General features: G+C 61.5%; 23 protein-coding genes. 8 read left to right on the top strand and 15 right to left on the bottom strand.

The annotated features are described in order from the left end of the window. Positions 1 to 9: 9 nt before the first annotated feature. On the top strand, positions 10 to 963 hold the full coding sequence (locus tag ACSQ26_RS20900; RefSeq protein ID WP_436012268.1) for an AraC family transcriptional regulator: 954 nt from the start codon (positions 10 to 12) through the stop codon (positions 961 to 963). A 147-nt stretch (positions 964 to 1,110) separates the two neighbouring features. Then, entirely contained in the window at positions 1,111 to 2,970 is a 1,860-nt protein-coding gene (locus ACSQ26_RS20905; RefSeq protein ID WP_436012270.1) for a calcium-binding protein, read from the top strand. Between the two features lie 90 nt (positions 2,971 to 3,060). Here ACSQ26_RS20905 and ACSQ26_RS20910 read toward each other — a convergent pair whose 3' ends face one another. Genes ACSQ26_RS20910 through ACSQ26_RS20930 form a run of 5 tightly spaced genes read right to left on the bottom strand, consistent with a single transcriptional unit; the run spans position 3,061 to position 7,301 of the window. After that, on the bottom strand, positions 3,061 to 3,465 hold the full coding sequence (locus tag ACSQ26_RS20910; RefSeq protein WP_436012272.1) for a DUF2177 family protein: 405 nt from the start codon (positions 3,463 to 3,465) through the stop codon (positions 3,061 to 3,063). A 30-nt stretch (positions 3,466 to 3,495) separates the two neighbouring features. Then, complete coding sequence (locus tag ACSQ26_RS20915) at positions 3,496 to 3,867, bottom strand: DUF2147 domain-containing protein (RefSeq protein WP_436012274.1); 372 nt, start codon at positions 3,865 to 3,867, stop codon at positions 3,496 to 3,498. A 35-nt stretch (positions 3,868 to 3,902) separates the two neighbouring features. Next, positions 3,903 to 5,135 (bottom strand): class I SAM-dependent methyltransferase, encoded by a 1,233-nt coding sequence (locus ACSQ26_RS20920; RefSeq protein ID WP_436012276.1) that lies wholly within the window; start codon positions 5,133 to 5,135, stop codon positions 3,903 to 3,905. Next, entirely contained in the window at positions 5,122 to 5,943 is an 822-nt protein-coding gene (locus ACSQ26_RS20925) for a DUF1365 domain-containing protein (RefSeq protein ID WP_436012278.1), read from the bottom strand. Before ACSQ26_RS20925 ends, ACSQ26_RS20920 begins: the two co-directional genes overlap by 14 nt. Beyond that, a complete protein-coding gene (locus ACSQ26_RS20930; protein WP_436012280.1) occupies positions 5,940 to 7,301 on the bottom strand; it encodes an NAD(P)/FAD-dependent oxidoreductase in 1,362 nt (453 codons plus the stop codon). Before ACSQ26_RS20930 ends, ACSQ26_RS20925 begins: the two co-directional genes overlap by 4 nt. Before the next feature lie 202 nt (positions 7,302 to 7,503). Here ACSQ26_RS20930 and ACSQ26_RS20935 point away from each other — a divergent pair, with 202 nt between their 5' ends. Genes ACSQ26_RS20935 through ACSQ26_RS20945 form a run of 3 tightly spaced genes read left to right on the top strand, consistent with a single transcriptional unit; the run spans position 7,504 to position 9,844 of the window. Next, complete coding sequence (locus ACSQ26_RS20935) at positions 7,504 to 8,298, top strand: DUF1295 domain-containing protein (protein ID WP_436012282.1); 795 nt, start codon at positions 7,504 to 7,506, stop codon at positions 8,296 to 8,298. Further along, positions 8,295 to 9,323 carry an SAM-dependent methyltransferase gene (locus ACSQ26_RS20940; RefSeq protein ID WP_436012284.1) on the top strand — a complete coding sequence of 343 codons (1,029 nt, stop codon included), beginning with the start codon at positions 8,295 to 8,297 and terminating at the stop codon, positions 9,321 to 9,323. The genes ACSQ26_RS20935 and ACSQ26_RS20940 overlap by 4 nt, the downstream gene beginning before the upstream one ends. Further along, a complete protein-coding gene (locus tag ACSQ26_RS20945) occupies positions 9,323 to 9,844 on the top strand; it encodes a hypothetical protein (RefSeq protein WP_436012286.1) in 522 nt (173 codons plus the stop codon). Before ACSQ26_RS20940 ends, ACSQ26_RS20945 begins: the two co-directional genes overlap by 1 nt. A gap of 2 nt (positions 9,845 to 9,846) precedes the next feature. Here the strand turns inward: ACSQ26_RS20945 and recX are convergent, their stop codons facing one another. The 8 genes from recX to ACSQ26_RS20985 form a co-directional block, all read right to left on the bottom strand. After that, positions 9,847 to 10,407 (bottom strand): recombination regulator RecX, encoded by a 561-nt coding sequence (gene recX, locus ACSQ26_RS20950; RefSeq protein ID WP_436012287.1) that lies wholly within the window; start codon positions 10,405 to 10,407, stop codon positions 9,847 to 9,849. Further along, positions 10,404 to 12,479 (bottom strand): ATP-dependent helicase, encoded by a 2,076-nt coding sequence (locus ACSQ26_RS20955; protein ID WP_436012289.1) that lies wholly within the window; start codon positions 12,477 to 12,479, stop codon positions 10,404 to 10,406. The genes recX and ACSQ26_RS20955 overlap by 4 nt, the downstream gene beginning before the upstream one ends. An 82-nt stretch (positions 12,480 to 12,561) precedes the next feature. After that, the gene (locus ACSQ26_RS20960; protein WP_436012291.1) at positions 12,562 to 13,056 is read right to left on the bottom strand and encodes an N-acetyltransferase family protein; all 495 of its coding nucleotides are present in this window, start codon (positions 13,054 to 13,056) and stop codon (positions 12,562 to 12,564) included. Positions 13,057 to 13,272: 216 nt separating this feature from the next. Then, positions 13,273 to 13,644, bottom strand: coding sequence for a nitrile hydratase accessory protein (locus tag ACSQ26_RS20965; protein WP_436012293.1), 372 nt, complete (start codon positions 13,642 to 13,644; stop codon positions 13,273 to 13,275). Next, entirely contained in the window at positions 13,631 to 14,290 is a 660-nt protein-coding gene (gene nthB / locus ACSQ26_RS20970; RefSeq protein ID WP_436012295.1) for a nitrile hydratase subunit beta, read from the bottom strand. The genes ACSQ26_RS20965 and nthB overlap by 14 nt, the downstream gene beginning before the upstream one ends. Further along, complete coding sequence (gene nthA / locus ACSQ26_RS20975; protein WP_436015384.1) at positions 14,287 to 14,862, bottom strand: nitrile hydratase subunit alpha; 576 nt, start codon at positions 14,860 to 14,862, stop codon at positions 14,287 to 14,289. The genes nthB and nthA overlap by 4 nt, the downstream gene beginning before the upstream one ends. A 112-nt stretch (positions 14,863 to 14,974) precedes the next feature. Further along, positions 14,975 to 16,789: a methyl-accepting chemotaxis protein gene (locus ACSQ26_RS20980; RefSeq protein WP_436012297.1), complete on the bottom strand. Its 1,815-nt coding sequence runs from the start codon at positions 16,787 to 16,789 to the stop codon at positions 14,975 to 14,977. Between the two features lie 113 nt (positions 16,790 to 16,902). Continuing rightward, positions 16,903 to 17,502, bottom strand: coding sequence for a DUF922 domain-containing Zn-dependent protease (locus tag ACSQ26_RS20985; RefSeq protein WP_436012299.1), 600 nt, complete (start codon positions 17,500 to 17,502; stop codon positions 16,903 to 16,905). 338 nt (positions 17,503 to 17,840) lie between these two features. Here ACSQ26_RS20985 and ACSQ26_RS20990 point away from each other — a divergent pair, with 338 nt between their 5' ends. The 3 genes from ACSQ26_RS20990 (at position 17,841) to ACSQ26_RS21000 (ending at position 20,847) form a co-directional block, all read left to right on the top strand. Next, positions 17,841 to 18,743, top strand: coding sequence for a substrate-binding domain-containing protein (locus ACSQ26_RS20990; RefSeq protein ID WP_436015386.1), 903 nt, complete (start codon positions 17,841 to 17,843; stop codon positions 18,741 to 18,743). 67 nt (positions 18,744 to 18,810) lie between these two features. Next, the gene (locus ACSQ26_RS20995; RefSeq protein ID WP_436012301.1) at positions 18,811 to 19,797 is read left to right on the top strand and encodes an ABC transporter permease; all 987 of its coding nucleotides are present in this window, start codon (positions 18,811 to 18,813) and stop codon (positions 19,795 to 19,797) included. Between the two features lie 273 nt (positions 19,798 to 20,070). Continuing rightward, entirely contained in the window at positions 20,071 to 20,847 is a 777-nt protein-coding gene (locus ACSQ26_RS21000; protein WP_436012303.1) for an ATP-binding cassette domain-containing protein, read from the top strand. A 29-nt stretch (positions 20,848 to 20,876) separates the two neighbouring features. On the opposite strand, the gene ACSQ26_RS21005 is transcribed toward ACSQ26_RS21000, so the two are convergent. Together ACSQ26_RS21005 and ACSQ26_RS21010 are read right to left on the bottom strand one after the other, a co-directional pair. After that, positions 20,877 to 21,905, bottom strand: coding sequence for a LacI family DNA-binding transcriptional regulator (locus ACSQ26_RS21005; RefSeq protein WP_436012305.1), 1,029 nt, complete (start codon positions 21,903 to 21,905; stop codon positions 20,877 to 20,879). A 477-nt stretch (positions 21,906 to 22,382) separates the two neighbouring features. Continuing rightward, positions 22,383 to 23,399, bottom strand: a complete 1,017-nt coding sequence (locus tag ACSQ26_RS21010; RefSeq protein ID WP_436012307.1) for a cupin domain-containing protein — start codon at positions 23,397 to 23,399, stop codon at positions 22,383 to 22,385. Positions 23,400 to 23,408 lie beyond the last annotated feature (9 nt).

Here is a 23,408-nt window from a genome sequence, read left to right on the forward strand (position 1 = left end):
GGTCCGAGCATGAACGTTTTCTCGACAGATCAGGTCCCACAACGGCAGCGCCTGGCGGTGCTTCATGACTTCGTCGGACGGCATGTCGCGCGCCGGCAGTTCAGGCCGTTGCGAGACAGCGACATGTCGATCGAACTCGCGGCCTTCAGGCTGGGCGACGGGGTGACGATCGGTTCGGCACGCTATTCGCCGATCGTGGGCGCGCGTACCAGGGAACTGATCGCGGACGGTCGCGACGATTACCTGCTGACCACACACGATGCTGACCATGAAATATCGATCGAAGGCGGCGCTCCGATCAGGGTCAAAGCTGGCGACATGATGCTGGTCAACGAGGGTACGATGTCGGAATTCCGACTGCCGAAGGTCCGGGCAAGCGTCGTGTCGCTCGGTTACGCGCGACTTCTCGGACGCGTGCCCCATATCGACGGACGATCGCATTACCATATCCCGGCCGATGCGCCCGGGGTCGCGCTGGCACGTGGCTATGCCGACCTGCTCCACGGAAATTCCAGCCAAACGACCCATGCCGGAAGCCTGGTTGCCGGGCATCTCTACGATCTCGTTGCCCTGGCACTACGCGGCCGTGTGAAGAGCGAGCCGGCCGAGACCGGCATCGGCGGCGCACGGCTTGAACTCGCCAAGCGCGAAATCGTCAAGCGGCAGCGTGAGCCGGGCATCGGGATCACGGCGATCGCCCGCAGCCAGGGCGTGACGCCACGTTATCTGCAGCGCCTGTTCGAGACCGATGGACGGACCTTTTCGGAGTTCCTGCGCGACAGCCGGCTTGATCTCGCGCTCGAGGAACTGCGCCGCGACGAGGTGGGCGGCACGAGCATATCGGCAATCGCCTATGATTGCGGCTTTTCCGATCTCTCGCATTTCAATCGATGCTTCCGCAGGCGCTTCGGTTTTACGCCATCCGATGTCCGCGCCGCAGCCATGTTGAAGCGCTCGCGCTGAGATCATCTTCCTCGTTTCAAACCCGCTGTTCGCTCGGGGCCGCATCCGTTCGCCCGAGACCAAGAGCCGCTTGCCGCTCACGCTCTATAGGGTCGATGCGGCTGAGGGGCATGGCCGCTTGATTCCATCAAAGCGGAGTGAACGATCTTGCCTACACCCACATTTTCCGGCGCATCCTATCAGCTCAATCCCTTCAGTCCGAACGACAACCAGAACTCGCCCGCCGTCGCAGCCCTTGATGACGGCCGTTTCGTCACGGTCTATCGCGGAGACGACCTCAATCCCGGCATGCTGCGCTATGTGATCCACAATGCCGACGGCACGCTCGCGCACCTGGCAACGCTCGTCGATATCGCAGCGCTCAAGGGCGGCGGCTTTGCCATCACCTGGTCGCAGCGGTCCGGCAATGACGAGAATGTCTACCATCGCGTCTACGGCGCGGATGGCGAGCCGGTGACCGGCCCGATCCTCACCAATGCGGACGAGACGGACGGCACCGCCAAACGTCCGGATATTGTCGGTGACGGCGAAGGCGGTTTCTATATCGTCTGGGACGATTCGGCGTTCGACAACGATCCCGGCCCCGGCCAGACCTTTACGCGTGCGGTGCGCTATCAGCATTTCGGTGCCGATGGCCAGCCATTGGGCCCTTCGCAGATGCTGAGCGACGCATGGGGCGCGGATTCCAACGCAGCCATCGCCATCAGCCGCGACGGCAGCCGTCTCAACGTCATCTGGGACGATGATCTCGGCCAGTCGAGAGAGACAAACAACACGGACGGGATCTACGGCACTGAGATTGGCGGCGACGGTTTCTACCGCGCCGACAAGGGGACGTTCAGTGAATTCCAGACCGATCCTGATGTCGCCTACTCGACGGGCACCACCTTCATGGCTGTGTGGAACGAGTTCCTCTCGCCGGGAACATATGCCGTGTACGGTTCGATCAATGGCGGTGCGGAATTCCAGATCAACACATCCAGCCATACCCATTTCGCCACCATGCAGAAAGTGGTCGGCCTCAAGGACGGCAACTTCCTGGTGGTCTGGTACGATGGCGGGTTTGGCGGCAACGATGATGTGCTCGGCCAGTTGATCAGCAGCACTGGGGCGAAAATCGGCACGGAATTCGTCATATCCGACCGGACCTCCACGGACATCATACGCATCACCGCATCCGAGATGATCGACGGCCGGGTGATCGTCACCTGGGGATCTTCGGACGGGCCGAGTGAGGTCTATGGCCGGATCGTCGATCCCCGCCAGGGTAGCGTGGAATGGACTGGCGACGAAAGCGGCGAGCAGTTCACGGGCACGAGCTTTGCCGACACGCTGGACGGCGGGCAAGGCGACGATGTGATACAGGGACTCGATGGCGCCGATGTCCTTATTGGGGGCGACGGCAATGACACCGCGAGTTACGACCTTTCGACGACGGGTCTGCTGGCCAATCTGGCCAAAGCCACGGACAACCTCGGCGGCGCGCTTGGCGACACATTCACATCGATCGAAAACCTCTCCGGATCACGTTTCGCCGACACGCTGATCGGCGATACCGGCATCAACATGCTGCGCGGGCTAGACGGCAACGACGTTATGCAAGGTGGCGGCGGCGACGACGTGTTGTCGGGTGGGGACGGCGACGATGTGCTGAGCGGCGATGGCGGCAGCGACTTCCTCAGTGGCGGCGATGGTGCTGATATCTTCCTGTTCTCGAACCTGAAGGATTCGGCGCCGAAGACGGGCCGCGATACGATCACTGACTTTGTCCGCAACGAGGACGATATCGATATCAGACGAATCGACGCCAACGAGGACAAGCGGCGCGATCAGGCCTTCGACTTCATTGGCACACAGAAGTTCCACAAGGATGCGGGTGAGTTGCGTTACGAGGTCAAGGGCGGGGATGTCATCGTTTCAGGCGACACCGATGGCGACGGCAAGGCCGATTTCTCGCTTCTTCTCGATGAGATCGCAAAGCTGCGGGCCAGCGACTTCCTACTTTGAGCGCATGTCTTCCCCGTTCAACCGAAGACGTGCGATCATGGCGGTGGCATCAATTCCCACGCGGGTGCCACCGCCTAACCTATCATGGGATCACGCGGTGAAACGCTGCGTGATCCAGCTGCCGGCGGCGGCCGCTATGGCCGACAGGAATGAGCCCCAGGCAAGGTCGGCGACGGTGAGTGTCGTCGACCAGTTCTTCAGCGTCGCCTGATTGGTCAGGTCATAGGTCGCGTAGGCGACAAATCCGAATGCCGCACCGTAGAAGAGCGCAATCAGAAGATCGAGACTTTGCAGCGACGGCCGGACGGCGAAGAAGGTAAGGCCGGCGACATAGATGAGATAGAAGAGGACTGCCGGCACCAAGCGGAAATCCGGCGCCAGCATATCGCCCATCGCAGGCTTGTAGAGCACATTGGCCATTGAACTCAGCCAGATGAAATCAATCGCCACGAAGACAACGAGCGTGGCGACATAGGCGACGAGGATGGTTTTCATCTGGCAGTCCGATTCACATGACGGAGATCATCAGTTCAGGCGGGTCCAGTCGACGCCCTTGCAAAGCAGGCCGCCGAGCACGCAGCCCTTGCTGGTCATCGAACTGTCCTTGACGGTGAGCGTGATCTTGTAGCTCATGTCGCGCTGCGGATCGAAGGCGGAGCCGGCATAGTTGCCATCCGCATCGGCCTTGACCTTCATGACCAGCACATCGCCGGCCTTCTCGCTCGGCGTGCCAGGCTTGATCCAGGTATTGGTGGCACAGATATTGGCGCCGCATTCGGCGATCTTGACGCGCGCCCTGCCGTCGCTGCGTGCCCAGTTGCCGTTGATATCCGCTGCCTGCGCCACGCCTGCGAGACCAATTGCTGCGATCATTGCGATTGTCAGAAACCCTCTCATGCCGACATCTCCTCTTTTCGCAAACGACCGGGCATTCAAGCGTTTGCGTGTTCCACCGTATAGAAGCCCACATTGATGGAGCCTTCCTCGAATCCTGCCTCGCAATAGCAGAGGTAGTATTCCCACAGACGGTGGAAGCGTTGGTCGAAACCGAGTGGCGCGATGGTCGACCACTGGGCCTTGAACCTGTTGCACCATTCGGCGAGCGTCCTGGCGTAGGATTTGCCGAAATGCTCGATCTCCTTCAGCTTCAGCCCGGCATTGGCGATCTCCGCCGACAGGGCCTTGTCCGAGGGCAGGAAACCGCCGGGAAACACGTATTTCTGGATGAAATCCGTGCTGCGGCGATAGTCCTCGAAACGCTTCTCCTCGATCGAGATGATCTGGAGCACGGCCTTGCCGCGTTCCTTCAGACAGCGCTTGAGTGTCTGGAAGTAGCTCGGCCAATAGGCTTCACCCACCGCCTCGAACATTTCGATCGAAACGATGCGGTCGAATTTTCCATCGGTATCGCGATAATCCTGAAGCCGTAGATCGACCTGCCCAGACTTGCCGGTCCGCGCAACGACATCCCTTGCCCAAGACAGCTGCGACGGGGACAGCGTAATGCCGGTCACTTTCGCATCCGCTTCAACTGCCAGGTTCGCGGCAAGCGCGCCCCAGCCACAGCCTATTTCCAGAACGGTCTCGCCACCCTTTAGTTCCAGCTTTTCCAGGATGCGTTTCATCCGCAGTAGCTGCGCGGATTCGAGGGATTTCGTCGTCTCGTCCCAGATCGCCGAGGAATAAAGCATCGTGGAATCGAGCCATTGCTTGTAGAAATCGTTGCCGAGATCGTAATGGGCTTCGATATTCTTCCGGGCGCCCTTCCTCGTATTGGCCCGGAACGTATGGCCGATGCGGCTGATCAAGCGGAACAGGCCGTTGCCCTCTATCGCCGGGGCAAGCGCCTCGGTGTTCCGCGCCGCGAAACGGATGACCGATGTGAGATCGGGCGTGGTCCAATCGCCTTGCATGAAGGCCTCGGCAAAGCCGATATCGCCACCGGCGATGACGCGGCGCAGCATGCGCCAGTGTTTCATCACGATCGTCGCTTCGGGACCGTCTTCCGTGCCGGTCTTTTCCATGACCGCGCCCGATGGCAGCACGATCCGCAGACGGCCATAACGGATGCCGGATGTCAGCTTGCCGAGCAGGCGCACACCAAGCCCGCCCGCGACGACAGCAGGTGCCATCGAAACGGCAGAATATTCTTCAAACTCGCTCACGGATCTTTGCCCCCCTCGGACCCGACACCTCGCGCACGACCGAAACTGGATGTCGCGGTGGCGCGGGTCTGGTCCGCAACCTGACGCCCTTGAGCCAAATCTTCAAGGCCTCCCAATGAATTCCCCCAACAACGCGAAGGGTGAGAAAAGGAATTGCGAAGAATGCCTTCAGCAATGCCGAGTCCGTAAGCTCTACCTTACGGGCTATGTGCCGTGCGGTCAGCATCGGACCTTCGGCATCCGATGTCTCGATCTTGATGGAAAGCCGTTCGGTGGGCGGCGCGACGCGGAACACATAGCGCTGATCCATGTCCATGAAGGGTGAGACATGGAAAGCCTTGTTGCAGCGTTGAACGATCTCGCCGCCCGGTTCCGGCGGGGCAGCCGGAATCATGTAGGCGTGGCGTTCGCCGAAGGTGTTGTCGACCTCCCAGAGGATGGCGGCCAGTTCGCCCGATTTGCGATAGCAGAAGAATGTGCTGAGTGGATTGAAGGCCCAGCCGAGAAGCCGCGGCATGACCAGCAGGCGGATCGGACCGCCATCGGGTTCGACGCCGACGGCGCGCATCGACCGCTCGACCTGGCCTTTCAGGTCACGGCCGCTGCGATCGCCGCGATCCTTGCGATAGAAAGAGAAGAGGTTGAAGCGATCGACCGAAAACCAGCGAAGGCGCCGGTCAACCTCATCGAGCTCATCGAGGTCGAGCAGCAGCGAATAGATACGGTAACTGAGCCGATGCACTTTCGGCTTGAACCGGGCATGGGTCACACGGCCGGGATAGAGCGCCGATGCGAGCGGTCGGCTCATGCCAGGACCTCCACGGCTACGGGATAGGCGACCGGCTTGCGGACGATGCGGGCGCTTTCGGTCGCCACCTGCCAGGGCCGGCGCACGCCGCCGAGATCCTCGGCGACCGCGAGGCCGGCCTGCAGGCCGTCCTCATGGAAGCCGCTGCCGAAATGGGCGCCGCAGAACCAGGTATTGCGCAGGCCCTGAAGCGACCAGATTTCCTGTTGCGCGCGATCTGTCGCGAGATCGAAGACAGGGTGTTCACAGACTTCGCGGCTGATGATCATGTCCTCGCGCGGCATGCGGCACGGGTTGAGCGTCACGAAGGTCGGCGGGGCTGAACCGAGCGGCTGAAGCTTGTTCATCCAGTAGGTGATCGACGGCTGGCTGAAGCCCTCGCGATCGTCCGACAGATAGTTCCAGCTCGACCATGCCATGCGGCGCACGGGCATCAGGCCGGCATCATTGTGCAGGATCGCCTCGTTGCGGGAATAGCGGAAGGCGCCAAGCACGCGGCGCTCGTCGGCGCTGGCATCGGTAAGCATCTTCAGCGCCTGATCGGCATGGGTGGCAATGACGACATCGTCGAACATCTGGACATTGCCCTTTGCATCCGAGATCTCGACGCGGCCAGCATGCCTGCGGATTGCGGCAATGGGCGTCGATACCCGAATGCGATCCGAAAAGCGCTCGGTCATGCGGTTGACATATTCGCGGGCGCCGCCCTTGACGGTGCGCCACATCGGGCGGCCCCACATTTCAAGCAGGCCGTGGTTACGGCAGAATTTCACGAAATTGGCAGCCGGATAATCGCCGACTTCCATGGCCGGCGTTGACCAGATGGCGGCGGCCATCGGGTAGAGGTGATCCTCACGGAAGGCGCGGCCATAGGCGTTGCGTGCCAGGTATTCATCGAGAGACATATCGCCCATAGCTGGAAGGTCGCGGACAGCGTTGCGGTAAAAGCGCAGGATATCCGCGATCATCGACCAGAAACGGGGATTGATGAGGTTGGATTTCTGCGCCAGAAGCCCGAGCCCCGTGCCGCCGGAATATTCATAGGCGCCCTGATTGAGGGAGACTGAAAAGGACATGTTGGATGGCGCGGTGGGTACATCCAAGTGGCGAAACAGGGCGGTGAGGTTTGGATAGGTCACCTCGTTGTAGACAATGAAGCCCGTATCGACCGAGACCGGGCCATTGGCGCTTTCATAGTCCACCGTATGGCTGTGGCCGCCGACGCGATCCGCCGCCTCGAAGACCGTGACATCGTGCTTTTGCGAGAGAAGCCAGGCTGCCGACAGGCCTGATATTCCGGTGCCGATCACAGCGATATTCAGAGGGCGCCCGCCCCCATTCCGATCGTGGTAGCCCATGAAACCCTCTGTTCCGTATCTATTGTTCCCGGCCCCCGTTCCTGTCGGGATTGCTTAAGGTACGGAGCGTTTCGCCCGATGGTTTCATTCACGCGCCAAAATTATCATTTTTTTATTTTTGCCCCGGGCGACGAAACTGACGGCCCTGCGATTGCGTATGAGGGATGCAGCGAGGAAACAGACACTCGGTCGAAAGATTTCCATGGACGTCGGTTTGCTGACAGTAATCGCGGTCGGGCTGGTCGTCATCATGACCGGTGCCTGGGCCATCCAGCGCGCAACGCGTTCGAGCGGCTGGATCGATACGATCTGGTCCTTCGCGGTGGGTCTCGGCGGCGTCGTGGCCGCGATCTTTGCGGATGGGGATAGCGGGCGACGCATTGCTGCGTTCCTGATCATCGCCGTCTGGTCGCTGCGGCTCGGGTTGCATATCGCCGGGCGGACGCGAGGCGCCGACGAGGATCCACGCTACGCCAAGCTGATCGAGGAATGGGGTGCGTCGGCGGCGTTGCGGCTTTGGCTTTTCCTGCAGGTGCAGGCGCTGGCGGCGTTCATCCTGGTGCTTGCAGTCTATCTGGCGGCGGCCAATCCCGAGCCTTTCCCGCGCTTCATCGATCTTCTCGCGGTAGCCGTCGCGATAATTGCGATCGGTGGCGAGGCGATCTCCGATCGTCAGCTTGCGGCCTTCCGCAAGACATCCGAGGCTAAGAACAGCGTTATGGAAGTCGGCCTGTGGCGCTACTCGCGTCATCCGAACTATTTCTTCGAATGGCTGGGCTGGTGTGCGTGGCCGCTGCTGGCGATCACCATGCCGCTCGGCTGGAGTTGGCTGTCGCTGCTGGCACCGCTCTTGATATACTGGCTGCTCGTGCACGTCTCCGGCATTCCGCCGCTCGAACAACATATGCTGGCCTCGCGCGGCGATAAATTCCGCGCGTTGCAGGCCCGTGTGAATGCATTTTTTCCTGGACCGCGCAAAGGGGAGTCCCTGACATGAACATGCTAGCTTTCGCCATCAATGCCGCCGAGCGTGCGCCGCTTCCCGACAGCGTGACGCTGGCCGGCATCGATTTTCTCTGCGGCCGCACCAAGCGGCGGTTGGCAGAGACGCCTGCGGAAACCGAGGCCGCATTCGCCCGTACCATGTCGGAATTTCCCGTGGCGACGCATACCGACGAGGCCAACCAGCAGCATTACGAAGTGCCGGCGGAATTCTTCGCGCTGGTGCTGGGACCGCAGCGAAAATATTCGAGTTGCCTCTATCCGACCGCGAGCACGACGCTGGCCGATGCAGAGACTTTCGCGCTTTCGGCCAGCGTCAAGCATGCCGGTATCCGGGACGGGCAGAGCATATTGGAACTCGGCTGCGGCTGGGGCTCGCTGTCGCTATATCTGGCGCAGAATTTTCCGATGGCGCGGGTAACGTCGGTCTCGAATTCGGCATCGCAGCGCGAATATATCGAGCATCAGGCGCGGACGCGCGGGCTGACCAACCTGACCATCATCACCGCCGACATGAACGAATTCTCGATCGACCAGCAGTTCGACCGCGTGGTTTCCGTCGAGATGTTCGAGCACATGTCGAACTGGCGGGCGCTGCTGGAGCGCAGCCGGAACTGGCTCAAGCCCGATGGCCGGCTGTTCCTGCATGTGTTCACCCATCGAGACCGGTCGTATCGGTTCGATCATTCCGATCCCGCCGACTGGATCGCGCATCATTTCTTCACCGGCGGGATCATGCCGGCTTTCGACCTGCCGCATCGTTTCGAGGACCTCTATCGGGTCGAGCAGGAATGGCGCTGGTCGGGCACGCATTACAAGCGTACCGCGCTGGACTGGCTCAGGAATTTCGACTGGGGAATCGACCGCATCGATCCCATCCTGCGGCAGGTTTATGGCGCGGATGCGGTGCTGTGGCGCCGTCGCTGGCGGCTGTTTTTCCTCGCGACGGCCGGGCTGTTCGGCCACGACAATGGCGACGTCTGGGGCGTCGGCCACTACCTGCTGGCGCCGTCCGCCTGATGGGCGAGAAGGCTCCGCTCGATCCCTTGACCCAGGCGACGGTGACCGTTGCCTGGGTGATCCTGCTGAACAAGCCGTTCTATCCGCTCTATGTCTGGTGGCTTGTGGGCAGCGGTGTTCAGGCGTCGCTCGGCACGCTGGCCTCGGTGCCGTTCTTCCTGCTGATCATCTATCTCGGCCCCCGCAATGCGCTCGCCGCACGTATCGCGCTGCCGCTGGTCGGTACGGTGGATACGCTCTTCGAGACCAAGCTGTTCGGCTATGGCTCGGGGACCGAACTGTTCCTGGCGCCGTGCATCATGCTCGTCGCGCTGTCGTTTTACGCTGAGGAGAAATGGTGGCAGCGGGGCATGGCGGGGTTGTTATTCTTGCTGTTCTTCGCTGCGCATGGCAGGCTTGGCGCCGCGTTGCATGAATGGTCGCCGAACGAGTTGGCGACTTTGTTCAACATCAACGTCTTTGCCGTGGCCAGCCTCATGGCCTTCGTCGCCATCCGCTATGCCGGTCTTCCGAGACACTAGCCTTAGAACATCGGCTGGACCGACAGGATTTCATCGGCCTCATCGGGGGCCATCTCGAACACCCGTTTGCCGAGCTCGAAGCCGAAGCCGCCGCGGGCGAAGGCGGATAGCTCCTTGGCCTTGCGCTTGTCATCGAGATCACCCCTGCGAAACGGCCCAAATGCGCGCTTGCGGGCGAAGACGACGGCTGCGTAGAGATCGTCGGTGGCTTCGAGCGCCACCGATGCCGTCTCCCGGTCAATGCCCTTGATCGCGAGCCGCTGGGCGATGGCGCGGCGCGAACGGCCGCTGCGGACCGACGAGCGCGTGGCGATCTCGGCATAGGCGACATCGTCGAGTGCCTTGTTGTCGTAGCCGAATTTGACTGCCAATTCGACAAGCGCCTTGATTTGCGCCGGGCTGATGCCGTCGAACTTTTCCTTCGCCTTGCGGGCGATGGCATCGGAGAGCTGTTTTTCGGTCAGCATCTGGCGCTGGAGCCGGTAGATCGTGGAATTGCGCGCCCACGAAAGCATGCGCGGCGTCGGGATCTCCGACTGTTCGGGCGACAATTCCACCGTCACCGCCACATGCCCCGCATGCGGGCGCCGACATCCATTCGCATCGGCCTCGGGCCGTTGTTCGCCGCTTCGCCCGTCCTCGCCTTCGGCCATGACGTGACCTCGAAGAACTGGAGCAGCGTCGCCGGAATGAAGCGGGTGCGCGAGGCATAGACATGCTTGTCGCCCTGCGCGTGCTGGCCATGGACGAAGAAGCGCTGCGGTGTGACCAGCGAGAGATCATCCTTGGCGCGCGTCATCGCGACATAAAGCAGGCGCCGCTCCTCCTCGAGTTCCGGCGTCGAGCCGGTGCCGAGATCCGACGGGATGCAGCCGTCGACGCAGTTCATCACGAAGACCGACGTCCATTCCTGCCCCTTGGCCGAATGGATGGTCGAGAGGATGAGATAATCCTCGTCCAATAGCGGCACGCCAGCCTGGTCGCTGGTGGCCTCGGGCGGATCGAGCGTCAACTCGGTCAGGAAGCGCTCGCGCGAGGGATAGCCGGAGGCGATCTGTTCGAGCTGGATGAGGTCGGCCTTGCGGGTCTCTGCATCCTCATGAAGGCGGTCGAGATGCGGCTCGTACCACAGGCGCGCCTGTTCCATTTCCGTCGGCCAGCCGGACTGGCGGCCACCGATGCCCTGCATGACATCGACGAAAGACGCCCAATCGCCACCCGAGCGCGGCGGTGCTGCCATCTCGGCCAATGCGGTGACCGGCGCGTGGCTTTCCGCCATCTCGTCGAGCACCCTGGCTGCCGATTGCGGGCCGATGCCGGGGAGAAGCTGCAGCAGCCGGAAGCCGGCGACGCGATCGCGCGGGTTCTGGGCAAAACGGAGGAGTGCGAGCATGTCCTTGACATGGGCACTGTCGAGGAACTTCAGGCCGCCGAACTTGACGAACGGAATGTTGCGACGGGTGAGTTCGATTTCGAGCGCAGCACTATGATGCGACGCGCGGAACAGCACCGCCTGCTGCTTGAGCGCCGTGCCGCCTTCCCGGTTCTCAAGCACCTGATCCGCGATGAAGATCGACTGGTCTGCCTCGTCGCAGACGCTGACCAACTGCGGCCGCACGTCGGATTCGCGTTCGCTCCAGAGGTTCTTGGTGAAGCGCTCACGGGCGAGATCGATCACGGCATTGGCTGCGGCAAGCACCGGCTGAGTCGAGCGGTAATTGCGATCGAGCGTGACGATATTCGCCCTCGGGCTGAAGGCATCGGGGAAGTCGAGGATGTTGCGAACAGTGGCCGCGCGGAAGGAATAGATCGACTGGGCATCGTCGCCGACGACGGTGAGGCCCCTGCCCTCCGGTTTCATCGCCAACAGAATCGAGGACTGGAGACGGTTCGTATCCTGGTATTCATCGACCAGGACATGATCCCAGCGGTTGCCGATCTCGCCTGCCAGAACCTCGTCGCCGACGGTTTGCGCCCAGTAGAGCAGGAGGTCGTCGTAATCGAGGACGTTCTGCGCCTGCTTGGCCTCGACATAGCGGGTGAACAGCTCGCGCAATTGCGGTGCCCAGGTGGCGCACCATGGGAAGGCGCTCCGCAGCACCTCGTCCAGCGGCGCCTCGGAATTGACGGCGCGGGAATAGATGGCGAGGCAGGTGCCCTTGGTGGGAAAGCGGTTCTCTGTCTTGGAAAATCCGAGGTCATGCCGCGCGAGGTTCATCAGGTCGGCGCTGTCCTCGCGATCATGGATGGTGAATTGCGGATCGAGCCCGATCTCCGGCGCATAGTCGCGCAGCAGGCGCGCACCGATGCTGTGGAACGTGCCGGACCAGGCCAGCGCATCGGTCATGATGCCGGCATTTGGGCCGAGCACCTTGGCGCAGACGCGCTCGACGCGGCGAGCCATTTCGCCAGCCGCCCGGCGCGAAAAGGTGATCAGCATGATGCGGCGCGGATCCGCGCCATTGACGATGAGATGGGCGACGCGATGCGCCAGCGTATTGGTCTTGCCGGAACCGGCGCCGGCGATGATCAGCAGCGGGCTGCCCGCCGCGCCGCCTTCGCTGCCATGGGTCACCGCCTGACGCTGGGTGTCGTTCAACGTGTCGAGATAGGCGTGAGCCTCGGCATTGCGCATCTATGGTTCCGTCCAGCCGGGCGCCGCATGCCCGGAACATTTGCCGAACGTATGAGATTCGTTGGAAAATGGGAAGCGGGCGTCACGCGGCGGCAGCATTCAGCAGAAAACGCTTCTTGATCCTGTCAACGGGCGTGCCGTCCAGGAGCGGCACCGCGACCTGCCGGTCGTAGTCCTCAAATCCCATCGCCGTGTAATAGGCAAGGCCGCTGACATTGTCGGCGCGAATGGTCGCGTTGATGAATGTGAGTCCGAGTTCTTCCGCAACGGCGCGGGTCGCGGGAAAGAGAGCCTTGCCGACACCTTTCGTCTTCGGGCTCATGCGCGCGAATGTCGCGATATCCGCCGAGCCCTGCGGCGGATCGCCGAACCCACTCAACGACTGAAAGCCGAGAAGCGTGCCGTCCCGTTCCGCGACGTGACAGGCCAGCGGAAAGGCGCCATCGATGAACCAATCGGCAAATTCCGCGGCGGAAAGCGGTGTTTCGATCGCCGTCGTTCCACCCGCTCGGATGATCTCATTGAGGAGTGTGCTCAGCGCTTCCGTATCTGATGATACGGCCTTTCTAATTCTCATCGTGTCCTCAAAACTTCGTTTGCTTTTGGCGCTCATGCGCTGGCGCCTGAAATCCGGGAACGATTCCCGGCTGCGCACATTTCTCAAACGAGGTTGCGCTGTGTCAACCGGACGCGACAGGGATGGAGGACATCGGGATTTTTCCGGTTTCTCCCGATGGCCAACGCAATGGCAGTCGAGCTCCCCACCTGTCCGGCCGCGCCTCGACTTTTTCTGCTATCGTGCCGGATCATTCGCCAGTTCGATCGGCTTGCCGTGCGGCGTAGCCTCGGCGGCGCGCTGCCAGCTATGCTGTAGGGACAGAATCGTCGCAGCATCGGCCACGCCCTTGCTTTCGAGCAGGGCGGAGAGCGCCTCGACCCAGCAGTCGAAATAATCGCTGCCGTCGGGCGAGCGGCCGGGCTGGTGCAGCTTCGCCGACAGCGTCTCGGCCCATTCCGACCAGGTGAACAGGCCGCGCTCGTTGAGATGGACGGCGATCGCGAAGGCCTCGGCATGCCAAGGCTCGGCGAAGACGGGCGCGCCTTCGAGCGATAGTGGCAGTTCGGGTGAGCCAGCCAGCGCGGCGCGGGCATCAAGCGGCGACAAGGTAGCTCTCCCAGGCGTCGATGGAGACGGTGAGCCCCGGCGCGGCATCTTCGCCCCAGATCTCGGCGCCATCGAAGACGACGGTGTAGACCCATTGCGGGTTCTCGCCCTTGCCATGCGCATTGGTATCCGGGAAGACGAACGAGCCTTGCACAGCCTCGATAACGCCGGCTTTGCCCTTGGCATAGGTCGGCAGCCGTGTGTGCGTCGCCGGACTGAAATTGCGGGTGCGGACGCGCTGGCCTTCGGTGAACTTCGGCGCAACATCGACGGAGCGATCGCAAGGCCCGCCCTTGGCGAGCACGCCGGGCACCATGTCGGCCTTCAAGATGCGCTTCGGCGTCGCGGGGTCTCTGAGCTTGTGGCCCGCATCGATTTCATCCGGCGCGACGAAGCCGTGGCGGTCGAGCAGCACTTCCAATGCGCGCATCCAGATCTCATAGTAACTGGCGCCGAGATAGTTCGCGGGTGGAATGTTCTCGCGCGCATGCCGGCTCTCGTCAATCGTCCAGAAGCCGAAGGCGCCGCAGGACAGCGTAAGTCCCAGTGCACGCTTTTCCCATTCGGCGTGGAAATACGGTTCATTGGGCTCAGGCGCGACAGGGCCGAGACCCATCTCGCCACCGAGGTCATGCGGACCGTTCATCGCGTGGCCTCCGGGCTCTTGACAACGGCGGTGCCGATCATCGCATCGCGGCTGACGAGGTCGGCGAGCGCCTGCTCATCCATGCCCTCCGTGCCAATGGGGCGCTCGGGAATGACGATATAGCGGAGTTCGGCGGTCGAATCCCAGACACGGATCTTCTTGGCTTCGGGTAATTCCAGCCCGAATTCGGCCAGCACGCTGCGCGGACCGATCACGGCGCGCGAACGATAAGCCGGTGCCTTGTACCACACAGGCGGCAGACCAAGCACGGCCCAGGGATAGCAGGAGCAGAGCGTGCAGACGACGAGGTTATGGGTTTCCGGCGTATTGAAGACGGCCCTCATATGCTCGCCTTGGCGGCCGGTATAGCCGAGACTGGCAATTGCCGCCGTGGCATCGCGCTTGAGCCACTCGGCGAATTCAGGATCGGACCAGGCTTTGGCCACGACATGGGCGCCGTTGCGCGGGCCGATCCTGGTCTCATAGGTCTCGACGATCACATCGATCGCGGCGGGATCAATGAGGCCCTTTTCGGTCAGCACGGTTTCGAGCGCCTTCACCCGCGCCTGCATGTCCGAATAGCGGTTGTCGTGATGATGATCGTGGTCGTGATGGTCGCTCAAGGCAGAATCTCCCGATTGGGAGATTCTTTAAACCCTGAAAGCTTGGCCGCCAAGTGGTTCGTCAGGCTGCCCGGCTGTATCCCTGGCCGGCGCCGACGGCGCGGAACTTGAACTTCATGAGAAGCGACGAGAGATGATCGCTTTCCTGCGCGAGCGTCTGGCTGGCTGCCGTTGTCTCCTCGACCATGGCGGCGTTCTTTTGCGTCATCTGGTCCATCTGGTTGACCGAAACATTGATCTCGCCGAGCCCGGCGGCCTGTTCACGCGCCGCCGTGGTGATCTGCGCCATCTGGTCATTGACCTTGTGCACGAGGTTCTCGATCTCGACCAGCGCATCGCCTGTGGAGCGGACCAAGGCCACGCCGCCCTCGACTTCGCTGGCCGAATTCTGGATCAGGCTCTTGATCTCACGCGCCGCAGTGGCCGAACGCTGTGCCAGTTCTCGCACTTCCTGCGCGACGACTGCGAAGCCTCGACCCGCCTCGCCGGCGCGCGCCGCCTCGACACCTGCGTTGAGCGCGAGAAGATTGGTCTGGAAGGCGATCTCGTCGATGACGGTGATGATCTGGCCGATACGGTTGGAGGAGTCCTCGATCCGGCCCATCGCGGTCACCGCGTTGCGGACGATCTCGCCGGATTTGCCGGCGCTGGAGCGGGTCTCTTCGACCATGCGGCTGGCTTCGGTCGCGCGTTCGGCGGCAACCTGGACGGTCGAGGTGATCTGGCCGAGCGCGCCTGCCGCCTCTTCGAGGGCGGCCGCCTGCTGTTCCGTGCGCTTGGAGAGGAAGCCCGTCGCCTCGCTGATCGAGTCCGCACTGTCCTTGACGACATTGCTCGAACCGGCGATCGCCTGGATCACGTCGTTGAGTGCGGCCGCGGCCGTGTTGAAGTCATGGCGCAGCTTGGCGTAATTGTCGCCGATATCGCCAATGGAGACAGTGAGATCGCCGGCTGCGAGTTTCTCAAGCCCGGCGCCGAGAGTCTGGATGGCGAAATCCTGCTGTTCGGCCGTGCTGCGTGCACTGGTTTCGCGCTGACGGCGTTCGTCCTCGTTTCTCTGGCGCTGCTCGACCTCGCGTTCGCGCATCGCGCGCCGCTCGTTGACGGAATCGCGGAGCACAAGGAGTGCTTTTGCCATGTCGCCGACTTCGTCCTTGAAGGCCTGGTCGGTGATCTCGACCGAAGGGGCCTCCTCCGCGATGGACGCCATCTGCGCCTTGACCCGGCCGAGCGGCGTCACGACGCTGCGGACGATGGCAAAGGCGCTCGCAAGAATGACCAGGGCGCCGACGCCCGTCGCGATTGCCGCCCATAGCGCGTTCTGCCAATAGAGGGCCGCGAGGTCGTCGGCATAGACGCCCGTACCGACGATCCAGCCCCAGGGCTGGAAACCGGCGACGTGGGAATATTTCAGGACCGGTTCTTCGGCACCCGGCTTCGGCCAGTAATAATCGACGAAGCCCTGGCCGCTCGCCTTGACAGTATTGACGAATTCCACAAACAGGAACTTGCCGTTCGGGTCCTTGTTCTGGGAGAGGTCCGTGCCATTCAATTTCGGCTTGACCGGATGCATGATCATCGTCGGATGCATGTCGTTGATCCAGAAATAGCCGCTTTCGCCGTAGCGCATGGCCGAGATGGTCTCGCTCGCCGCTTTCTGCGCCTGTTCGCGCGTCATCGCACCTGACTTTTCCAGCGCGTAATATTTCTCGAAGATCGCGAGTGCCGTGGCATCCATCTGGGCAAGGCCGGCCTTACGCTCGGCCTCGAGTTCGGAGAAGGAGTAGTTGAGCGCAAACGCCATGCAGCCGGCAAATATAACGATAGCGAGTGCCACGAGCATGTAGAGGCGGGTGGCGATGGATAGGCTGCGCATAGGGTCTATTCTCCTTCGAAGACACGGAGAATGTAGGGTTTCAGAGTTAATAATTGGTGATTACTAATTTAATCGAATTCTAACGCGGCGAGGCATTCCGACTTTGGAAAAGCTCAGCTCCCATTAACCAGGCGCAAGATGAGTTGGTGGATATTGCCACCCTTACTGAGCTCCACTTTGTCGAAGTCGCGGCTCTTCTGGCGCTGGTTCTGGGAGATTTCCGCGAGCCGGCGGGTAAGTTCCTGTCGTATGACCTTGCAATCCGGATCGTTGGGGACCGAGAAGCCGACGCTCATGGTCTCGATCTCCTTGACCATGTCGACGATCATCCGGCCATGGACCTTCTCGTGGTCGCGAACACCGGATATGAAAGTCTCCCATTCCTGGCGGACCGACTGCGGCGGCTTGCCGGTGAGCTTCGGCAGCACATAGGTGATGATGAGTTTTGGTTTGTTCACAGCGATGACGCAGCCGCCATCACGCGGCTCGTATTTGCGGGTCCAGGTCAGCTTGAAACTGGTATGGGCGATGGCGCCCAATGGCAATCCGCCGACCTTGGGGCCACGCTCACCGATCGCGGCATAGAGTTCGGCACCGGAACTGCCTGAAATCGAATAGGTCTTCTCCTGCTCCACCGGCTTCCATTCGGCCAGGGCGATCCCCGGAAGCGCCAAGATGATGAAAGCCAATATGGCTGGTAATCTGGATGTCACACATGTTCTCCGGCCGGTTCGCGCGGAGATTACTCAAACCGCCTGCCGTCATCAATCACTCGTGTCACGGCGAAGCGATTCCGCTTGACAGAAACGGCCGGGGGCCTTTAGCTCTGCACATCAAATTGAAGCCTCAAAATGCAATTCGCATCGCAAAGGCACGCGCCCTTCAACAGGCGCATGGTTTGATCCTGGTTCGGAGGGAGGAGTCTCGGAACTTGGGTGCGGGGCGCGGCAATGCCGGTCCCATTCGAGGGTGAGAAGCCGGAGGTCCGGCGACAAAGGAGGAGACTAGCATGCTTAGAAGGACGTTCCTTGGCGTGGCTGCAGCGGTGACCATGGTCGCCGCCGGCGCCTTCAGCCCGGCACTGGCTGCCGGCAAGACTTTCTACTGGATCTCGCATGGCGCGCCGACCGACCCGGTCTGGACCTACTTCCTGGCAGGCGCCAAGCAGTGGGAGAGCGACACGGGCAACACCGTGAACACCTCGTTCCATTCGGGCGACGTGCCCTCGCACCAGGAAGCCGTGCGCGCGGCAATCGCCGCCAAGGCCGATGGCATCGTGACATCGAGCCCCGATCCCGGCAGCCTTGTCGCCGTGGTCAAGGAAGCGCGTGATGCCGGCATTCCGGTCATCAACATGAATACGCCGGACCCGACCGTCAACTTCAACGCATATGTCGGCATGGACCTGCAGAAGGCCGGCGCCGCCTGGGCGCAGTATCTGGTCGACAAGAAGCTGGTGAAGGAAGGCGATTTCGTCTGGATGCCGGTCGAAGTGCCCGGCGCCACGTATGGCGTGCAGGAAGAAGAGGGCATTGCCAGCGTCTTCAAGCCGCTCAACATCACCTGGGAAGTGACCGACACGACGCTCGACCAGGCCGAGATCATCACGCGCATGAGCGACTACCTCACCGCCAACCGCGCCAAGATCAAGGCGATCATCGGGCTCGGCGACCTCGTGACCGGGTCAGTCAAGCGCGCCTTCGACCAGGTCGGCATCAAGGCCGGCGAAATCCCGGCTGTCGGCTGGGGTAACTCGCAGGACACGACGCAGGAAGTCATGGATGGCTATGTAAATGCCGCCATGTGGCAGGATCCGCAGGCCACCAGCTATGTGAGCCTCTCTTTGGCCGCGATGGCTGCCGCCAAGGTACCGCCGGGCTTCAACGTGTATGTCGGCACGCTCTATGAAAAGGGTAATGCCAAGATCTATCACGACATCATGGGCGCCAAGTAAATTCGAAACTGCCGCCCGGCCATCCCCAGGCCGGGCGGATTTTTTCTGCGCGGACTGGCGGACACACATGCAAAATCGAACATTTCTGCAGCGCTTCATCAGCGCGCCCGAATTCGGACCGCTGGTCCTTCTCATCGCCGAATTGATCGTGTTCACGAGTATCAATCCGAACTTTCTTTCCGGATTGAATATCTCCAACACCCTTATGTTCACCGTCGAGCTCGGAATGATCGCGCTCGCCATGACGCTGCTGATGACCGCAGGCGAGTTCGACTTGTCGGTGGGCTCGGTCTTCGGCTTCTCCGCCGTCATCATGTGGACCCTGTTCAATGTTGTGGCGATGCCGATGTGGGCTGCGTTTCTCGTCGCCATGGTGATTGCGCTCTTCATCGGCTGGGTGAACGGCGTCTACGTCACCCGGTTGAAAGTGCCGTCGTTCCTCGTCACCCTCGGCATGCTGCTGGTCGTGCGTGGCACTGCGCTTTACATTACGTCCGGTTTCCCACAACGACCGCAGAGCGTCGAAGGCTCAGCCTTTGCCTATGCCCTGGTCGGCGATTTCGAAATCGGCGGCTTTCGTATCTATATGTCGGTGATCTGGTTCATCCTGTTCGCGGTCATTACGCATTACGTGCTGAACCAGACCAAGACCGGCAACTGGATCCAGGCTGCGGGCGGCAATGCCGCCGCGGCGCGCAATCGTGGCGTCCTGGTCGACCGCACCAAAGTGCTGCTCTTCATGTTTTCGGCGGCCATGGCAGCTTTCGCGGGCATCATTTCGTCCATCCGGACCGCATCCGCCAATCCCAACAGCGGCACGGGCTACGAGCTCGAAGTCATCGCCATGGTCGTCATCGGCGGCACGGTCCTGACCGGCGGGCGCGGCACGATCATAGGCACGGCTCTCGGCATCTTCATCCTGCGCACCATGCGCAACGGCATCGTGCTGATCGGCGTGCCTGGGCTGGCCTATAACATCTTTATCGGCGCGATCATTCTTGGCATGATGGCGCTGCACTCGTGGCTTGAACGCCGTCACAATGCGGGGACCTAGAGCCCTTCATGGTCAAATCGGATGAATTCTGTTGGCTCAAGCGGAGTCGGATATTGGACCAGCCGGCGCGTGTCGTAGCCAAAGCATACGGCCAAGCCGGCCGGTCCAAGAGCCGGCCCGCTTCAGCCAACCCCAAGGGCCGGGCATCTTCCCGCCAAGCCCTTCGGCGATGGCCTCGACCATACTTATGGTATGGCCATTCGGCCATCGCCTTGCTCCTGACGGAAATCTGCCCCGGCAGAATTATCCGATTTGACCATGAAGGGCTCTACCATGGCTGAAGAACTGGTCCGGATGGACAATATCAACAAATACTATGGTCATGTGCATGCGCTTCGAGAGGTGAGCCTCAAGGTGGATCGCGGCGAAGTCGTCGGCCTGCTCGGCGACAATGGTGCGGGCAAATCGACCCTGATCAAGGTGCTCTCAGGCGCTGTTCCGGTGACCTCGGGTGATATCTATATCAAGGGCCGGAAAGTCGAGATGCACTCGACGACGGATTCGATCGCCAATGGCATCGAGACGATCTACCAGGACTCCGCGCTGGTGCCGCAGCTTTCGATCGCCCGCAATCTGTTCCTCGGTCGCGAGCCGATCAAGGGACCGGGCTTTCTCAACCGCATGGATCATGAGGCGATGAATGCGGTGGCGCGGGATCTGCTCAAGAAGGTCGGCATCACCAAGGATATTCCGCCAAATACGCCGATCGGCTCGCTGTCAGGCGGTGAACGACAGGCGGTGGCGATCGCGCGCGCCATGCATTTCGACAGCGACCTGATCATCCTCGACGAGCCGACCAACAATCTCGGCGTTGCCGAGACCAAGGGTGTGCTGAACTTCGTGCGCGAGGCGCGCGATACCGGCCATTCCTGCATCTTCATCGCCCACAATATCCACCATGTGTTCCAGGTCGTGAGCCGGATCATCGTCATGCGGCGCGGCAAGGTGGTGGCCGATGATATCGATCCCAGGCAGACGACGATCGAAGAGGTCGAGCGCATCATCACCGGCGAGGAGATGCTGGAAGCAGTCGAATCCCTGGAGGCGTAACGGCTATCTGCTTGGGGAATACGGGGCGGTTAGATCTCGCTCGGGATGTTCTCGGAAAACACCGACTGAATGCGAACCGTGGCGTGGGACAGTTCCGTCTCGCCGCGGATGGCGCGCACGAGCCGGTCGATCGCATCGCGCGCTTCGACGCGGGCGTTCTGGTCGATCACCGCATCCATGACACCATCGAGTAGGAAGCCGCGGGTGCTGTCAGTCAGGTCATGGCCGATGAAGACCACGGAGTGCTCCATGCCCTTCTCGGTCAGGGCGCGTGCCACGCCCTCGCCGCCGGCGCCGATGCAATAGATCGCCAGGAGATCGGGATATTGCTTGAGCAGGGCGCGGACCTCGGCATAGGCGCGATCGGGGTCCTCGCGGATCTCAGGCGCGGCAACGATTTCCATATTGGGAAAGCGCTCGCGCAGGATATGGCGAAAACCCATCTCGCGCTCCTCATGGCCGCGATAGGCGAGCGCGCCGGCGATCAGCGCGACCTTGCCACGCGCGCCCGGAAGAAAGCGGCCGATCAGATATCCGGCAAGGCGGCCGGCGGCGCGATTGTCGATGCCGACATAGCTTACCCGGCCGACATGGCTGATGTCGGAGACCAGCGTCAGCACCGTGATACCGCTGGCAATGAGACGCCGAACCGACTCGCGCACCAGAGGGCTGTCGAGGCCGATCAGCGCGACGCCACGGCTCGCATGCTTGAGGCTGTCGAGCTTGGCGGCGATCGCCTCCGGCTCGATATTGGCGAAACGGTGGATATGCACATCGACATCGCCGCGCTGGATGGCCTGCTTTTCGATGTGATGCGCGAGATCGGCGATGAATGCGTTGTGCCCGCCGGGCAAAACGAAATCGAGGCGCAGCCGTAACGGATTGCCGTCCGCGTCCTCGCCGGATAGCGTTTCTATTGCCTTCAGCACATGCAGTTTCGTATGCTGCTGCACGCCCGCGCGATTGTTGAGGACACGATCGACGGTGGCCTTCGATACGCCGGCGATGCGCGCGATCTCTTCCAGTTTCGGGCGGCTGTTCTTCACCTCAAGCCTCATATGACGCGGCAAGAGCGCCGCTAAAACATCAAAATGAGGTGTATCTGGAGAAATGGAAAAATTCCAGTGGCTTGCGGCTTGAGGACAATAAAACTGAGGTTGAATGTCAAAAGCTGCTTACGGTGCGCAGAACTGGAAGCCCGGGCTTCAAAATCCGGACTTTCTAGGCGATATCAGGCCCTGCCCTTGCGCTTCTGGCGATAGACGTCGATGGCGACGGCTGTGACGATGATCAGGCCCCTGACGATCTCCTGGTAATAGGCACCGACCTTGAGGGTCACCACGCGGCGGTCATCCCCCGTGATCGACGCACACCATCATTTCTGGGACCCATCCTGCGGCAGGTGATGGGCGCGTTTCGCGAATGCCTGAATGACCTGACCGCTGGTGAGACCGACCAGATTTTCGGACGATCGGCGATCGAGGCCTACGGGCTGTCGGTTTAGCAGACGCCATCGTAGGCGCGTATCAGCGCGCCTACTCGCCGTCCCAATAATTCCTCGTGGCCGACATATCGAATATGTCGTCGTATGACTGTAGCGCTCGGACCATGATCTTGTTGGAATCCGGATAGACGCAAACCTCGTTCGGATTTTGCTCGCCGATCATCAGATAGCTGCACGGCCCGGAGCCGCTGTTCATGAAGGCGTGGGGAACCTTGATCCCGGCGGGGAAGCAGACGTAGTCGCCCGCCTTCATTTCGAACTGTTCGTCTCCGAGCAACAGCGTCACCTGCCCTTCGAGGATCAACGCGTGCTCCTCCTCCAGCATGTGATAATGCCTGGGCGCCAGCCGCTTGCCGGGCGCCGGGGATTCGATCAGCATGCCGACGCGATAGTTCCGGCCGACGGCCGCGTAAGTGAGGTGTTTTGCGCGCCCGCCAAACCGCTCGCTCTCGTGCGAGGCTTCCCAGGCCACATCCCCGGAGGAGATCGGCGCTTTCGCGACGAATGGCGCAACAGGGGCAAGGCCCTTGCCGTCGGCAGGTGCCACATGGCCTTCCGGAAGGCCGGTGTTCTCGCCATCCCAATAGCCACGTATTGCATTCATGTCGAAGATTGCCCGCCGCCCCAGGGCGCGCACGAGAACCTTGCTGGAATCGGTATAGACCACGACTTCGTTGGGATTACGCTCGCCGACGATCACATAGCGGCAAACCTCCCGGCTGTTGTTGATGAGGCAATGCCCGGCCCGCTGCCCGGCGGGATAGCAGACATAGTCGCCGGCTTTCATCTCATAAGAGCTGTCACCAATCCGCGTGGTGAGCGAACCTTCCAGCACATAAAGATGCTCTTCCTCGAAGATATGATAGTGGGCGGGCACCGTTCGCTTGCCCGGAGCGAGCTCCTCGATCGCCACGCCGACATGATAGTCTTCGCCCATGGCGGCCACGGTCAGATGCCGGTATCGCATGGCGAAGTTCGGAATGTCGGACCATTCCGTCCAGGGAACATCGGATGACGAAATCGGCTTAGGCGGGACGAGGTCTTCCATCGGCATACT

This window comes from Rhizobium sp. LjRoot254, assembly GCF_964254105.1.
GTDB lineage: Bacteria > Pseudomonadota > Alphaproteobacteria > Rhizobiales > Rhizobiaceae > Rhizobium_E.

Coding starts and splice junctions, on each gene's coding strand:
- ACSQ26_RS20900 (WP_436012268.1), top strand. CDS start 10: ATGAACGTTTTCTCGACAGATCAGGTCCCACAACGGCAGCGCCTGGCG.
- ACSQ26_RS20910 (WP_436012272.1), bottom strand. CDS start 3,465: ATGAAAACCATCCTCGTCGCCTATGTCGCCACGCTCGTTGTCTTCGTG.
- ACSQ26_RS20915 (WP_436012274.1), bottom strand. CDS start 3,867: ATGAGAGGGTTTCTGACAATCGCAATGATCGCAGCAATTGGTCTCGCA.
- ACSQ26_RS20925 (WP_436012278.1), bottom strand. CDS start 5,943: ATGAGCCGACCGCTCGCATCGGCGCTCTATCCCGGCCGTGTGACCCAT.
- ACSQ26_RS20930 (WP_436012280.1), bottom strand. CDS start 7,301: ATGGGCTACCACGATCGGAATGGGGGCGGGCGCCCTCTGAATATCGCT.
- ACSQ26_RS20935 (WP_436012282.1), top strand. CDS start 7,504: ATGGACGTCGGTTTGCTGACAGTAATCGCGGTCGGGCTGGTCGTCATC.
- ACSQ26_RS20940 (WP_436012284.1), top strand. CDS start 8,295: ATGAACATGCTAGCTTTCGCCATCAATGCCGCCGAGCGTGCGCCGCTT.
- ACSQ26_RS20945 (WP_436012286.1), top strand. CDS start 9,323: ATGGGCGAGAAGGCTCCGCTCGATCCCTTGACCCAGGCGACGGTGACC.
- ACSQ26_RS20955 (WP_436012289.1), bottom strand. CDS start 12,479: ATGCGCAATGCCGAGGCTCACGCCTATCTCGACACGTTGAACGACACC.
- ACSQ26_RS20960 (WP_436012291.1), bottom strand. CDS start 13,056: ATGAGAATTAGAAAGGCCGTATCATCAGATACGGAAGCGCTGAGCACA.
- nthB (WP_436012295.1), bottom strand. CDS start 14,290: ATGAACGGTCCGCATGACCTCGGTGGCGAGATGGGTCTCGGCCCTGTC.
- nthA (WP_436015384.1), bottom strand. CDS start 14,862: ATGCAGGCGCGGGTGAAGGCGCTCGAAACCGTGCTGACCGAAAAGGGC.
- ACSQ26_RS20980 (WP_436012297.1), bottom strand. CDS start 16,789: ATGCGCAGCCTATCCATCGCCACCCGCCTCTACATGCTCGTGGCACTC.
- ACSQ26_RS20990 (WP_436015386.1), top strand. CDS start 17,841: ATGGTCGCCGCCGGCGCCTTCAGCCCGGCACTGGCTGCCGGCAAGACT.
- ACSQ26_RS20995 (WP_436012301.1), top strand. CDS start 18,811: ATGCAAAATCGAACATTTCTGCAGCGCTTCATCAGCGCGCCCGAATTC.
- ACSQ26_RS21000 (WP_436012303.1), top strand. CDS start 20,071: ATGGCTGAAGAACTGGTCCGGATGGACAATATCAACAAATACTATGGT.
- ACSQ26_RS21005 (WP_436012305.1), bottom strand. CDS start 21,905: ATGAGGCTTGAGGTGAAGAACAGCCGCCCGAAACTGGAAGAGATCGCG.
- ACSQ26_RS21010 (WP_436012307.1), bottom strand. CDS start 23,399: ATGGAAGACCTCGTCCCGCCTAAGCCGATTTCGTCATCCGATGTTCCC.